Origin of the sequence: Glycomyces terrestris (assembly GCF_003933745.1) — a bacterium.
GTDB classification, from domain to species: Bacteria; Actinomycetota; Actinomycetes; order Mycobacteriales; family Micromonosporaceae; genus Glycomyces; species Glycomyces terrestris.
The window spans coordinates 910,433-924,615 of the sequence record NZ_RSEB01000002.1; the positions used below are offsets into that span (position 1 = coordinate 910,433).

Sequence of the window (14,183 nt, forward strand, 5' to 3'; positions counted from 1 at the left end):
CGCGGGAGCGGAAGCGGAAGCGGCCGAGTCGGGCTCCCGCACCGCCCGGCCCCGTCCCGGCGCGGGAACGCAGCAGCGGCCGAGCCCTCCGATCCTGGGCCCGGCCGCTTCCCTTCGGGTATTACTCGCCGTCGGAGGCGAAGAACGCCTGGAGGTCGTGCACGAGCACGCCGAAGTCCTCGAGCTTCTCGATCAGGCCGGAGGGCGTGGTCGAGTAGACGACCGCGAGCGTGTACAGGTCGTCCGCGCGGATCGAGAGGATGCGGCCGTTGTAGTCGCCGCGGCGCTGCTGGATGGAGCGCGCGAGCTTGGCGACGTGCTCCAGCTCGGGGTCGGGGTGGTCGTAGAGCGCCTCCAGGTTGAGGACGATCTTCTCGGCCTGCTCGACCGGGAGCGGCACGCCCTCGGGAAGCAGCTCGGAGACGGGGATCCGGTAGAAGTCGGCCAACTCCGCGAGGCGGCTGACCGTGATGGACCGGTCGCCCCGCTCGTAGGAACCGATGACGACGGCCTTCCACTTGCCGCCGGACTTGTCCTCGACGCCTTGCAGGGACAGGCCCTGCTGCATCCGAATGTCGCGCAGCCGGTTGCCGAGCGCCTTGGCGTAGTCAGATGTCGCCATGCTGGGATCAACTCCAATTTTCGGTACGAGAGGAATCCTATTGTTGACTACCGTCGGTGACCATCGGCCGTTGGGGTGCCCCCAAACAGTGTTCTTCGTCGCGTGAGGCCCGAAAGACTGACCGGCAAATCACAGCATACCCGTCAAAGAAGCAGCTAACGACGCCATGCTTTTGGGATCCGGGTTTACGCTCCGTCACCGGCGGCGTAGCATGGCCCGCGACGAAACCGTTCTTTAACAGACCGTCCAGTGAGGCGGAGAAGGAGGTTCGCGTGGTTTCCCCTGCCCTCAGGCAGAACGAGGAAGACCCGTCGGGCGACCAGGGCCGTGCGGAGAAGCAGATCCTCTCCAGCGAGGACATCGGCCGCATCCTCGACCGCATCGCCCACCAGATCCTGGAGAAGACCAAGGGCGCCCCCGACACCATGCTCCTGGGCATCCCCACCCGCGGCGTCGCGCTCGCCGGCCGGCTCGCCGACCGCATCCGCCGCTTCGCCGACCTCGACGTCCCCGCCGGGACCCTCGACATCACCCTCTACCGCGACGACCTGCGCCGCCACGCGCTCCGGGCCCTCGGCCCGACCGAGCTGCCGCCCGGCGGCGTCGACGACCAGCGGGTCATCCTCGTCGACGACGTCCTCTACTCCGGACGGACCGTCCGCGCCGCGCTCAACGCCGTCCACGACCTGGGCCGGCCCGCCAGCGTCCAGCTCGCCATCCTGGTCGACCGCGGCCACCGCGAGCTGCCCATCCGCGCCGACTACGTCGGCAAGAACATCCCCACCGCGCGCGACGAGAGCGTGTCGGTGCGGCTGACCGAGTACGACGGCGTCGACGCCGTGATCCTCACCGGAGGCCGGGAGCGATGAAGCACCTGCTCACCACCAAGGAGCTCACCCGCGACGAGGCCGAGCTCATCCTCGACGTCACCGAGCAGATGGCCGAGGCCGTCACCGGCCGCGAGGTCCCCAAGCTCCCCGCGTTGCGCGGGCGCACCGTCGTCAACCTCTTCTTCGAGGACTCGACCCGCACCCGCACCTCCTTCGAGACCGCCGCGAAGCGCCTGAGCGCCGACGTCGTCAACTTCGCCGCCAAGACCTCCAGCGTCAACAAGGGCGAGAGCCTGCGCGACACCGCCCTCACCCTCCAGGCCATGGGCGCCGACGCGGTCGTCATCCGCCACCCCGCCGCGGGCGCCCCGCAGCGGCTCACCGAGTGGATCGACGGCGCGGTCCTCAACGCCGGGGACGGCACCCACGCCCACCCGACGCAGGCCCTCCTCGACGCCTACACCATGAAGCGGCGCCTCGGCTCCGTCGAGGGCCGCACCGTCGCGATCGTGGGGGACATCCTCCACTCGCGCGTCGCCCGCTCGAACGTCTGGCTGCTCACCAAGCTCGGCGCGAACGTGCGCCTGGTCGGCCCGCCCACCCTGCTGCCCAAGGACATCGGCGAATGGCCCGTCGAGATCGGCTACGACCTCGACGCCAGCCTCAAGGGCGCCGACGCCGTCATGATGCTCCGCGTCCAGCGCGAGCGCATGCACGCCGCGTTCTTCCCGACCGCCAACGAGTACGCCCGCCTCTACGGCCTCGACGAGCGCCGCCTGAAGCTCCTGCCCGACCACGCGATCGTCATGCACCCCGGCCCGATGAACCGCGGCATGGAGATCGCCGCGACCGTCGCCGACTCGCCCCGCGCCACCATCACCGAGCAGGTGACCAACGGCGTCTGGGTCCGCATGGCCGTCCTCTACCTGCTGCTGACGAACGGAGAAGCCCGGTGACCGACCTCCTCATCAAGGGAGCCGACCTGATCGGCAAGGGCCGCAAGGACCTCCTGGTGCGCGACGGCCGCGTCGCCGAGATCGGCTCGATCACCGCCAAGGGCGCCGAGACCGTCGACGCCGACGGCCTCGTGCTCCTGCCCGGCCTGGTCGACCTCCACACCCACCTGCGCGAACCCGGCCGCGAGGACGCCGAGACCGTCCACTCCGGCACCCGCGCCGCCGCCAAGGGCGGCTACACCGCCGTGTGCGCCATGGCGAACTCCCACCCCGTGGCCGACACCGCCGGCGTCGTCGAGCAGGTCGCCGCCCTCGGCAAGGCCGCCGGGTACGCCGACGTGCAGCCCATCGGCGCCGTCTCCGTCGGCCTCGAAGGCAGGCAGCTCGCCGAGATCGGCGCCATGGCCCAGTCCGCCGCGAACGTGCGCATGTTCTCCGACGACGGCCACTGCGTCTGGGACCCGATCCTCATGCGCCGCGCCCTGGAGTACGTGAAGACCTTCGGCGGGCTCATCGCCCAGCACGCCGAGGAGCCCCGCCTGACCGAGGGCGCCCAGATGAACGAGGGCGCCGTCTCCGCCGAGCTCGGCCTGCCCGGCTGGCCCTCGGTCGCCGAGGAGGCCATCATCGCCCGCGACGTGCTCCTCGCCGAGTACACCGGCGCGCGCGTCCACTTCTGCCACGTCTCGACCGCCCGCAGCGTCGACATCATCCGCGAGGCCAAGGCCCGCGGCGCGAACGTCACCGCCGAGGTCTGCCCGCACCACCTCCTCCTCACCGACGAGGCCGCGCGCACCTACGACCCCGTGTACAAGGTGAACCCGCCGCTGCGGCGCGAAGCCGACGTCGCGGTCCTGCGCGGCGCGCTCGCCGAGGGCGTCATCGACGCCGTCGCCACCGACCACGCCCCGCACGCCCCCCAGGACAAGGACTGCGAGTGGGCCGCCGCCCGGCCGGGCATGCTCGGCCTGGAGACCGCCCTGTCGATCACCGTCCTCGCCCTCGGCGGACCGTCCGCGGTGGACTGGGACGTGGTGGCCGAGCGGACCTCGCGCACCCCCGCGCGCATCGCCGGCCTCGAAGCCCACGGCCGCGACCCGCAGCCGGGCACCGAGGCCAACTTCACCCTCGTCGACCCCGCCGCGACCTGGACCGTGGTCCCCGCCGACCTCGCGTCCCTGTCGCGGAACACCCCGTACGCCGGGATGGAACTCCCGGTCACCGTCCAGGCGACGTTCCTGCGGGGACGCGCCACCGTGCTGAACGGCAAAATTGCAGAGGAGACGACCGAATGAGCAGCAGAGCACCAGCGATCCTCGTCCTCGAGGACGGCCGCGTCTTCCGCGGCGAGGCCTTCGGCTCGGTCGGCGAGACCTTCGGCGAGGCCGTCTTCAACACCGGCATGACCGGCTACCAGGAGACCCTCACCGACCCGTCCTACTACGGGCAGGTCGTCGCCCAGACCGCCCCGCAGATCGGCAACACCGGCTGGAACGACGAGGACGACGAGTCCCGCCGCATCTGGGTCGCCGGGTACGTCGTGCGCGACGCCTCCCGCATCGCCTCCAACTGGCGCGCCAAGCGCGGCCTCGAGGACGAGCTCGCCTCCCAGGGCGTCGTCGGCATCTGCGAGGTCGACACCCGCGCCCTCACCCGCCACCTGCGCGAGGCCGGCGCGATGCGCGTCGGCATCTCCTCCCGCTCCACCGACGCCGAGGAGCTCCTCGCGAAGGTCCGCAACACGCCGCAGATGGCCGGCGCCAACCACGTCGGCGCCGTCACCGCCTCCGAGCCGTACACCTACCAGGCGAAGGGCGCCGCGAAGTACACCGTCGCCGCCCTCGACCTCGGCATCAAGCGGAACACCCCGCGCCGCCTCGCGGAGCGCGGCATCACCACCACCGTGTACCCCGCCTACGCCACTGCCGACCAGCTCCTCGAGCACGGCCCCGACGCGGTCTTCCTCTCCAACGGCCCCGGCGACCCGGCCACCGCCGACCACCAGGTCGAGCTCACCCGCGAGCTGCTGCGCCGCGGCGTGCCCGTGTTCGGCATCTGCTTCGGCAACCAGATCCTCGGCCGCGCCCTCGGCCTGGAGACCTACAAGCTGAAGTTCGGCCACCGCGGCATCAATCAGCCCGTGCTCGACCGGCACACCAACAAGATCGAGATCACCGCCCACAACCACGGGTTCGCCCTGAAGGCCCCCGAGTCCGGGGAGTTCTTCGAGACCGAGTTCGGGCGCGTCCAGGTCAGCCACGTCTGCCTGAACGACGACGTCGTCGAGGGGCTCACCTGCCTCGACGCCCCCGCCTACTCCGTCCAGTACCACCCCGAGGCCGCCGGCGGGCCGCACGACGCCGACTACCTGTTCGACCGCCTCGTCGAACTCATCGAGAAGACCAAGGGGGCCAAGGCAGATGCCTAAGCGCGACGACCTCAAGCACATCCTGGTCATCGGATCCGGTCCCATCCAGATCGGCCAGGCCTGCGAATTCGACTACTCCGGCACCCAGGCGTGCCGCGTGCTCCGCGAGGAGGGCCTGCGCGTCACCCTCGTCAACTCCAACCCGGCCACGATCATGACCGACCCCGAGTTCGCCGACGCCACCTACGTCGAGCCGATCACCACCGAGGTCATCGAGCAGATCATCGCCAAGGAGAAGCCCGACGCGATCCTGGCGACCCTCGGCGGCCAGACCGCCCTGAACGCCGCCGTCGGCCTCCACGAGGCCGGCGTCCTCGCCAAGTACGGCGTCGAGCTCATCGGCGCCGACATGGACGCCATCCAGCGCGGCGAGGACCGCCAGCAGTTCAAGGAGGTCGTCCTCAAGGTCGGCGGCGACGTCCCCCGCTCCGCGGTCTGCCACTCCATGGACGAGGTCCGCGACACCGTCAAGGACCTCGGCCTGCCCGTCGTCATCCGCCCCTCCTTCACCATGGGCGGCCTCGGCTCCGGCATGGCCTACACCTGGGAGGACGTCGACCGCATCGCCGGCAACGGCCTCGCCGAGTCGCCCACCACCGAGGTCCTCATCGAGGAGTCCGTGCTCGGCTGGAAGGAGTACGAGCTCGAGCTCATGCGCGACCGCGACGACAACGTCGTGGTCGTCTGCTCCATCGAGAACGTCGACCCCATGGGCGTCCACACCGGCGACTCCGTCACCGTCGCCCCCTCGATGACCCTCACCGACCGCGAGTACCAGCACATGCGCGACGTCGGCATCGCCATCCTCCGCGAGGTCGGCGTCGACACCGGCGGCTGCAACATCCAGTTCGCGATCAACCCGGCCGACGGCCGCATGATCGTCATCGAGATGAACCCGCGCGTCTCCCGCTCCTCCGCGCTCGCCTCCAAGGCCACCGGCTTCCCGATCGCGAAGATCGCCGCGAAGCTCGCCATCGGCTACACGCTCGACGAGATCCCGAACGACATCACCAAGGCCACCCCGGCCGCGTTCGAGCCGACCCTCGACTACGTCGTCGTCAAGGTCCCGCGCTTCACGTTCGAGAAGTTCCCCGGCGCCGACCCGACCCTCACCACCACCATGAAGTCGGTCGGCGAGGCCATGAGCCTGGGCCGGACCTTCCAGCAGGCCCTCCAGAAGGCCCTGCGCTCCACCGAGACCAAGGCCGCCGGGTTCTGGACCCGCCCCGACCCCGCCGGCGCCACCCTCGAGAACACCCTCGAAGCGCTGCGGACCGCGCACGACGGCACCATCTACACCGCCGAGCGCGCACTGCGCCTCGGCGCGAGCGTCGCCGAGGTCCACGAGGCCTGCAAGATCGACCCGTGGTTCCTCGACCAGGTCGCCCAGCTCATCGAGCTGCGCGACGAGATCGAGGCCGCCGCCGTCGTCGACGAGGCGCTCCTGCGCCGCGCCAAGCGCGCCGGGTGCTCCGACGCCCAGATCGCGGCCCTGCGCCCCGAGCTCGCCGGCGAGGACGGCGTCCGCCGCCTGCGCCACCGCCTCGGCCTGCGCCCGGTCTTCAAGACCGTCGACACCTGCGCCGCCGAGTTCGAGGCCCACACGCCCTACCACTACTCCACCTACGAGGAGGAGTCCGAGGTCGCGCCCTCGAACCGCCCGAAGGTCATGATCCTCGGCTCCGGGCCCAACCGCATCGGGCAGGGCATCGAGTTCGACTACTCGTGCGTCCACGCCGTGCAGGCCCTGCGCGCGGTCGGCTACGAGACGATCATGGTCAACTGCAACCCCGAGACCGTCTCCACCGACTACGACACCGCCGACCGGCTCTACTTCGAGCCGCTCACCTTCGAGGACGTCACCGAGGTCTTCCACGCCGAGCACGAGTCCGGGAAGGCCGCCGGCGGCCCCGGCGTCATCGGCGTCGTCGTCCAGCTCGGCGGCCAGACCCCGCTCGGCCTCGCCGAGCGCCTCGAGCGGGCCGGCCTGCCGATCGTCGGCACCAGCCCCAAGGCCATCGACAACGCCGAGGACCGCGGCGTCTTCGGGCGCCTCCTCGGCGACCTCGGCCTCGTCGCCCCCGCCGGCGGCACCGCCACCTCCTACGAGGAGGCCCGCGAGGTCGCCGCCCAGATCGGCTACCCCGTCCTGGTCCGGCCCTCGTACGTCCTCGGCGGCCGCGGCATGGAGATCGTCTACGACGAGGACACCCTCGCCGGGTACATCTCCCGCGCCACCGAGGCCAGCCCCGAGCACCCGGTCCTCATCGACCGGTTCCTCGACGACGCGATCGAGATCGACGTGGACTGCCTCTGCGACGGCGAGGACTTCTACCTCGGCGGCATCATGGAGCACATCGAGGAGGCCGGCGTCCACTCCGGCGACTCCTCCTGCGCGCTCCCGCCGATCACCCTCGGCGCCGCCGTCATCCGCCAGATCCGCGAGTACACCGCGAAGCTCGCCTTCGGCATCGGCGTGCGCGGCCTCATGAACGTCCAGTACGCCCTCAAGGACGAGCAGCTGTACGTCCTGGAGGCGAACCCGCGCGCGTCCCGCACGGTCCCGTTCGTCTCCAAGGCCACCGCGGTCCCGCTCGCCAAGGCCGCCGCCCGCATCGCGCTCGGCGCCAAGATCAGCGAGCTGCGCGCCGAGGGCATGCTCCTGCCCGAGGGCGACGGCTCCGACGCCGGGCCCGAGGTCCCGATCTCCGTCAAGGAGGTCCTGCTGCCGTTCAAGCGCTTCCGCACCGTCGAAGGCGCCGGCCTCGACGCCGTGCTCGGCCCGGAGATGAAGTCCACCGGCGAGGTCATGGGCATCGACTCGTCCTTCGGCCTCGCCTTCGCCAAGGCCACGCTCGCCGTCTACGGCAAGCTCCCCACCTCCGGGAAGCTCTTCGTGTCCGTCGCCGACCGCGACAAGCGCGCCATCGTCTTCCCGGTGCGCCGCCTCGTCGACCTCGGGTTCACCGTCTACGCCACCGAGGGCACCGGCCTGGTCCTCAAGCGCCACGGCATCGACTTCACGCCCGTCCCCCGCCACAGCGCGGGCGAGGCCGAGGACGCCGTCAGCCTCATCGCCTCCGGCGAGATCGACCTGGTCATCACCACGCCCTCGGCCTCCCCGGGCCCGCGCACCGACGGCTGGGAGATCCGCTCCGCCGCGGTCGTGGCGGACGTCAGCTGCGTGACCACCATCCAGGGCGCGGCCGCCGCCACCCAGGCCATCGAGTCGGCCTCCCGCGGCGAACTGCGCGTCTCCTCGCTCCAGGAGCTGCACCGGCGCCTGCGTGGCGCCGAGCGCGCCGCCGTCTGACGGATCACACCGGGTGAGCGGTCCACGCGCTGTAGGCGTACCGCTCACCCGGTGCATTGACGTATACAGGAATGAGCATGCTGTACCAGAACCTCGCCCGTCCGGTCCTGTTCCGGATCCACCGCGGCGACGCCGAGCGAGCGCACGACACCACGCTGCGCTGGCTGACGCGCCTGTCCGAGCAGCGGCAGGTGCGCAACGCGCTCATCAAGCTCAACCGGCTGAGCGCGCCCGTCACCGTGTGCGGCATCCCCTTCCCGAACCCGATCGGGCTCGCCGCCGGCCTCGACAAGAACGGCGCCGCCGTCGGCGCCTGGCCCGCGCTCGGCTTCGGCTTCGCCGAGATCGGCACCGTCACCGCCCAGCCCCAGCCCGGCAACCCCAAGCCGCGGATGTTCCGGGCCAAGGCTTCGCAGGCCATCGTCAACCGCATGGGCTTCAACAACGACGGCGCCCAGGCCCTGGCCGCCCGCCTCCAGGGCTCGCCGGCCGTCGACTGCCCGCTGGGGATCAGCATCGGCAAGTCCAAGGCCGTGCCGCTCGAAGGCGCGATCGAGGACTACCTCCAGTCCCTGCGCTTCCTCTACCCCTTCGCCGACTACTTCGCCGTGAACGTGTCCTCGCCGAACACGCCCGGCCTGCGCCGGCTCCAGGACGCCGGCGCGCTCCGCGCCCTCCTCGGGGCCCTGCACGCCGAGGGGCAGCGCCTGGCCGCCGGGCGGCCCACCCGCCCGATCCTGGTCAAGATCGCCCCCGACCTCACCGAGCCGGCCCTCGCCGAGCTCCTGGAGGTCTGCCTCGACGCCGGGGTCGCCGGGGTCATCGCCACGAACACCACGCTCGGGCGCGACGGCATCCTCCCGGCCGAGGACGACGTGGCCGCCGAGCCCGGCGGCATGTCCGGCCGGCCGCTCACCCTCGTCTCCCGCGAGATCGTCCGCTTCGTCCACCGCGAGACCGGCGGCCGCCTGCCGATCATCGGCTCGGGCGGGATCATGACCGCCGACGACGCCCAGGCCATGTTCGACGCCGGGGCCAGCCTCGTCCAGATCTACTCCGGGCTCATATACAACGGGCCCGGCGTCGTGCGCGCGAGCGTGCGCCGCTACCGCAAGACCGCCAGCCGCCACCGCACCGCCTCCCACGCCTGAACCGAGGAACCATGTCCAACAAAGCATTCGGCGCCCGCGCCTTCCGCCTCTCCCAGGAGCGCGGCCCGCTGTGCGCCGGCATCGACCCGCACGGCTCGCAGCTGCTCCAGTGGGGCCTGGACGACGACCTCGCCGGCGCCGAGCGCTTCGCGCTGACGCTCGTGGAGGCGGTCGCCGAGAAGTGCGCGTTCGTCAAGCCGCAGTCGGCGTTCTTCGAGCGCTTCGGCTCGGGCGGCGTGGCGCTCCTCGAGCGCGTCATCGCCGAGTCCCGCCGCGCCGGGGCCCTGGTCGTCCTCGACGTCAAGCGCGGCGACATCGGCTCCACGATGGCCGCGTACGCCCAGGCCTACCTGGACCCGGCCTCGCCGCTGGCCGCGGACGCCATCACGGTGAGCCCCTACCTCGGGGTCGGCTCGCTCCAGCCCGCGTTCGACACCGCCGCCGCGCACGGCAAGGGCCTGTTCGTCCTCGCCCGCACCTCGAACCCGGAGGGCAAGTACCTCCAGATGGCCAAGCGCCGCGACGGCCGCTCGGTGGCGCAGAGCGTCATCGACGAGGTGAACGAGCGCAACGGCGAGGCCGAGCCGATGGGCTCCTTCGGCATCGTCATGGGCGCCACGATCGGCGCCTGCGCCTCCGAGGGCGAGGCCCGCCTGCGTGAGTCGACTTACGGAATCACCCACACCACCGTGAGCCAACGTGACTCCGCTCACGACCTCGCCCAGTTCAACGGCCCCATCCTGGTCCCGGGCATGGGAGCGCAGGGCGGACGCCCGAGTGATCTTCCGCGCGTCCTCGGCCCCGCGGCGAAGTTCGCAATCCCGTCCTATTCCCGGCAAATCGCACAGCCCGGCCCTGCCGCGGCGAGCATTCGCACCGCCGTCGAGGCGTTGCAGGAGGAATGCCGCGCCGCCATGGGGGAATAAAACCGCCGTTTTCGGTGCCCGGAATTTGCCCCACCCCCGGTCGCAGGCGTGTCGGCAGGTGGGGTTACCGTCTCCGAGCTGGGTATGCTTCAGCGATACCCGCACGTCAAGGTCCACAGGGACGAAACCATCGACTGCAAGGAGACCCCGTGCCGCTCCCTAAACTGACTCCGGAACAGCGCGCAGCCGCCCTTGAGAAGGCGGCGGCGGCCCGCAAGGCCCGCGCCGAGCTCAAGGAGAAGCTGAAGTCGGGCGAGACCACCCTGGAAGCGGTCCTCAAGTCCGCCGCCACCGACGACATCTCCGGGAAGATGAAGGTCTCGGCCGTGCTCAAGGCCCTCCCCGGCATCGGCGACAAGCGCGCCACCCAGATCATGGAGAAGCTCAAGATCGCCGACTCCCGTCGCCTCCGCGGCCTGGGCGAGCACCAGCGCGCCGCTCTTCTTGATGAATTCAAGGGCGACCAGAACTAGCATCGGGTAGTAGTAGTCGCGTGAGCATCGATCACCACCACGCCGCCCTCGCCCAGCGACTGACGGTCCTCTCCGGCCCGTCCGGCGTTGGCAAGGGCAGCGTCAAGGCACTCATCCAGGAGTACTACCCGTGGGTCTGGCTCTCCGTGAGCTGCACGACCCGCAAGCCGCGTCCTGGTGAGGTCGACGGCGCCGACTACCACTTCGTGTCGACCGAGCAGTTCGAGTCGATGATCGCCGCGGGGGAGTTCCTTGAATGGGCCTCCTACGCGGGGAACCTCTACGGAACCCCCCGCGGCCCGGTCGAGGAGCGCCTGCGCGCCGGACTCCCGGCGCTGCTGGAGATCGAACTGCAGGGGGCCCGCCAGGTCCGCCGGGCCATGCCCGACGCGCAGCTGGTGTTCCTGGCCCCGCCGTCGTGGGACGAGCTCGTCCGCCGCCTCACCGGGCGGGGGACCGAGGACGCCGCGACCATCGCGCGCCGCCTGGACGCCGCCCGCGAAGAGCTCGACGCCGAAGCCGAGTTCGATCACACAGTCACGAACGTGTCGATCGAGCAGGCGGCCTCCGAGCTGGTAGAGTTGCTCAGTTCTCCGGCCATCGTCAAGTCCGGGGCTCATTAGAGCATTCACGTCGTACACGAAGGACAACACGTGTCAGGGACTGTCGCCGACCCCGTCGGCATCACCAACCCGCCGATCGACGACCTGCTGAAGAAGAGCCAGTCGAAGTACCAGCTGGTCATCTACTCGGCCAAGCGGGCCCGTCAGATCAACGCCTACTACTCGCAGCTCGGCGAGGGCCTGCTCGAGTACGTCGGTCCGCTCGTCGAGACCACGCCCGAGGAGAAGCCGCTGTCGATCGCCATGCGCGAGCTCGACAAGGGCCTCCTCGAGACGAAGGCGTTCGACGACACCGAGGCCTAGCAGGCCCCGTCGTCGGAGAGGGACAGTTGAACATCGTCCTGGGCGTGTCGGGCGGCATCGCCGCCTACAAGGCGTGCATCCTGCTCCGCCTCCTCAAGGAGTCCGGTCACGACGTGACCGTGATCCCGACCGAGGCGGCGCTCAAGTTCGTCGGTGAAGCCACCTGGGAGGCCCTGTCGGGCCGCCCGGTGGCTTCCGGCGTGTTCTCCGACGTCGCCGAGGTCAAGCACGTGCGGCTCGGCCGCCAGGCCGACCTCGTGGTCGTCGCCCCGGCCACCGCCGACCTGCTCGCGCGGGCCGCCCACGGCCGCGCGGACGACCTCCTCACCTCCACGCTGCTCACCGCGACCTGCCCGGTCGTGTTCGCGCCCGCGATGCACACCGAGATGTGGGAGCACGCGGCCACGCGCGCGAACGTGGCGCTGCTGCGCGAGCGCGGCGTCCACGTCGTCGAGCCCGACTCGGGCCGCCTCACCGGCGCCGACACCGGCCCCGGGCGCCTCCCCGAGCCGGAGGCGATCTTCACCCTCCTCAAGGGCTTCCTGACGTCGCCCGCCCGCGACCTCGCCGGCCGCAAGGTCCTGGTGACCGCCGGCGGCACCCGCGAGCCGATCGACCCGGTCCGCTTCATCGGCAACCACTCGTCCGGGCGCCAGGGCATCGCCATCGCCGCCGCGGCCGCCGCGCGCGGCGCCGAGGTCACCCTGATCGCCGCGCACATCGACGCGCCCCTGCCCGCGGGCGTCCGCGTCGAGCGCGTCGGCACCACCGGCGAGCTGCACGAGGCGACCGTGAAGGCCGCCGTGGACGCCGACGCGATGGTCCTCGCCGCCGCCCCCGCGGACTTCACGCCCAAGGAGTCCTCGGACCGCAAGCTCAAGCGCAAGGGCGACCTCGACCTCGCGCTCACCTCGACGCCGGACATCGCCGCGGCCGTGGGCCGCGCCAAGCGCCCCGAGCAGGTCCTCGTCGTCTTCGCCGCCGAGACCCACGACGGCCCCGAGCACGCCAGGGCCAAGCGCGAGGCGAAGGGCGCCGACCTGGTCGTCCTCAACGACGTCTCCGGCGGGGCCGTGTTCGGGCGCCTGGAGAACTCCGTCACTGTGTTCGACGCGGACGGCCCGGTCGCCGCGCTCGCCGAGGCTTCGAAAGAACTGGTCGCGGACGCCGTCTGGGACGCCGTGGCCGCCCGGCTCCCGGTGGGTGGACGGGACTGACACCGGCGCCGCCCAGCGCGGCGACTTGGTGGGAAGATCGTGAGCGCATAGACTTGTGAGCTGCGAAGTCAGTAGTAGAGCGCCGCTGGGCGGCGTGGCAGTGTTTTGAGCAATGGTTATGAGGAGTGCCGTGGCACGTCGCCTGTTCACCTCCGAGTCGGTCACCGAAGGCCACCCGGACAAGATCGCGGACCAGATCTCCGACGGGATCCTGGACGCACTGCTGTCCGAGGACCCCGGTAGCCGCGTCGCGGTCGAGACCCTCATCACCACCGGACAGGTGCACGTCGCGGGCGAGGTGACCACCCACGCGTACGCGGACATCCCGCGGATCGTGCGCGAGACGATCCTGCGCATCGGCTACGACTCGTCCAAGAAGGGCTTCGACGGCGCCTCGTGCGGCGTGAACGTCTCGATCGGCGGGCAGAGCCCCGACATCGCGCAGGGCGTCGACAAGGCGTGGGAGTCCCGTGTGGACGCCGACGGCCACGACGAGCTGGACCTCCAGGGCGCGGGCGACCAGGGCCTCATGTTCGGCTTCGCGTGCCGCGAGACCCCGGAGCTGATGCCGCTGCCGATCGCCTTGGCCCACCGCCTGTCCCAGCGCCTCACCGAGGTCCGCAAGGACGGCACCGTCCCCTACCTGCGCCCGGACGGCAAGACCCAGGTGACGATCGAGTACCAGGGCAACAAGCCGGTGCGCCTCGACACCGTGGTGGTCTCCAGCCAGCACGCGCCCGACATCTCGCTGGACTCGCTGCTCTCCCCTGACGTCGCCGAGCACGTGATCGCCCCGGTCGTCTCCGGGCTCGACCTCGACACCGCCGACTACAAGCTCCTGGTGAACCCGACCGGCCGCTTCGAGATCGGCGGCCCGATGGGCGACGCCGGCCTCACCGGCCGCAAGATCATCGTCGACACGTACGGCGGCTACGCCCGCCACGGCGGCGGCGCGTTCTCCGGCAAGGACCCGTCGAAGGTCGACCGCTCCGCCGCGTACGCCGCCCGCTGGGTCGCGAAGAACGTGGTGGCCGCCGGCCTCGCCGAGCGCTGCGAGGTCCAGGTCGCGTACGCGATCGGCAAGGCCAAGCCCGTGAGCATCGCCGTCGACCCGATGGGCACCGAGACCGTGGACCCGATCCTCATCGAGAAGGCCGTCCTCGAGGTGTTCGACCTGCGCCCGGCCGCGATCATCCGCGACCTCAACCTGATCCGCCCGATCTACTCCAAGACCGCCGCGTACGGCCACTTCGGTCGCGAGCTCCCGGAGTTCACCTGGGAGGCGACCGACCGCGCCGCCGCGCTCAAGGAGGCCGTCAGCTAGCGGCTCACTGCTTCGCG

At 71.1% G+C, this 14,183-nt stretch carries 13 protein-coding genes; 12 read left to right on the forward strand and 1 reads right to left on the reverse strand.

Annotation, left to right across the window (positions count from 1 at the left end; genetic code table 11):
* Positions 1-121 precede the first annotated feature (121 nt).
* On the reverse strand, positions 122-622 hold the full coding sequence (locus EIW28_RS09630) for a transcriptional regulator (RefSeq protein WP_091034397.1): 501 nt from the start codon (positions 620-622) through the stop codon (positions 122-124).
* 341 nt (positions 623-963) lie between these two features.
* On the opposite strand from EIW28_RS09630, the gene pyrR reads away from it, so the two are divergent.
* From pyrR to metK, 12 genes are all read left to right on the forward strand, one after another.
* A complete protein-coding gene (pyrR, locus tag EIW28_RS09635) occupies positions 964-1,491 on the forward strand; it encodes a bifunctional pyr operon transcriptional regulator/uracil phosphoribosyltransferase PyrR (RefSeq protein WP_232013902.1) in 528 nt (175 codons plus the stop codon).
* Entirely contained in the window at positions 1,488-2,408 is a 921-nt protein-coding gene (locus EIW28_RS24655; RefSeq protein ID WP_125247464.1) for an aspartate carbamoyltransferase catalytic subunit, read from the forward strand. The genes pyrR and EIW28_RS24655 overlap by 4 nt, the downstream gene beginning before the upstream one ends.
* Positions 2,405-3,703 (forward strand): dihydroorotase, encoded by a 1,299-nt coding sequence (locus EIW28_RS09645; protein ID WP_197717167.1) that lies wholly within the window; start codon positions 2,405-2,407, stop codon positions 3,701-3,703. Before EIW28_RS24655 ends, EIW28_RS09645 begins: the two co-directional genes overlap by 4 nt.
* Positions 3,700-4,836: a glutamine-hydrolyzing carbamoyl-phosphate synthase small subunit gene (carA, locus tag EIW28_RS09650; protein ID WP_125247466.1), complete on the forward strand. Its 1,137-nt coding sequence runs from the start codon at positions 3,700-3,702 to the stop codon at positions 4,834-4,836. Before EIW28_RS09645 ends, carA begins: the two co-directional genes overlap by 4 nt.
* Positions 4,829-8,149 (forward strand): carbamoyl-phosphate synthase large subunit, encoded by a 3,321-nt coding sequence (carB, locus tag EIW28_RS09655; RefSeq protein ID WP_125247467.1) that lies wholly within the window; start codon positions 4,829-4,831, stop codon positions 8,147-8,149. Before carA ends, carB begins: the two co-directional genes overlap by 8 nt.
* 77 nt (positions 8,150-8,226) lie before the next feature.
* Entirely contained in the window at positions 8,227-9,300 is a 1,074-nt protein-coding gene (locus EIW28_RS09660; RefSeq protein WP_125247468.1) for a quinone-dependent dihydroorotate dehydrogenase, read from the forward strand.
* An 11-nt stretch (positions 9,301-9,311) separates the two neighbouring features.
* Complete coding sequence (gene pyrF / locus EIW28_RS09665; protein WP_125247469.1) at positions 9,312-10,226, forward strand: orotidine-5'-phosphate decarboxylase; 915 nt, start codon at positions 9,312-9,314, stop codon at positions 10,224-10,226.
* Positions 10,227-10,375: 149 nt separating this feature from the next.
* Positions 10,376-10,699: an integration host factor, actinobacterial type gene (gene mihF / locus EIW28_RS09670; RefSeq protein WP_125247470.1), complete on the forward strand. Its 324-nt coding sequence runs from the start codon at positions 10,376-10,378 to the stop codon at positions 10,697-10,699.
* 20 nt (positions 10,700-10,719) lie between these two features.
* Entirely contained in the window at positions 10,720-11,322 is a 603-nt protein-coding gene (gmk, locus tag EIW28_RS09675; RefSeq protein ID WP_125247471.1) for a guanylate kinase, read from the forward strand.
* Positions 11,323-11,352: 30 nt separating this feature from the next.
* On the forward strand, positions 11,353-11,625 hold the full coding sequence (gene rpoZ / locus EIW28_RS09680; protein ID WP_091051042.1) for a DNA-directed RNA polymerase subunit omega: 273 nt from the start codon (positions 11,353-11,355) through the stop codon (positions 11,623-11,625).
* A 26-nt stretch (positions 11,626-11,651) separates the two neighbouring features.
* Positions 11,652-12,842 (forward strand): bifunctional phosphopantothenoylcysteine decarboxylase/phosphopantothenate--cysteine ligase CoaBC, encoded by a 1,191-nt coding sequence (gene coaBC / locus EIW28_RS09685; RefSeq protein WP_125247472.1) that lies wholly within the window; start codon positions 11,652-11,654, stop codon positions 12,840-12,842.
* A gap of 130 nt (positions 12,843-12,972) precedes the next feature.
* Positions 12,973-14,166 (forward strand): methionine adenosyltransferase, encoded by a 1,194-nt coding sequence (gene metK / locus EIW28_RS09690; RefSeq protein ID WP_125247473.1) that lies wholly within the window; start codon positions 12,973-12,975, stop codon positions 14,164-14,166.
* Positions 14,167-14,183 lie beyond the last annotated feature (17 nt).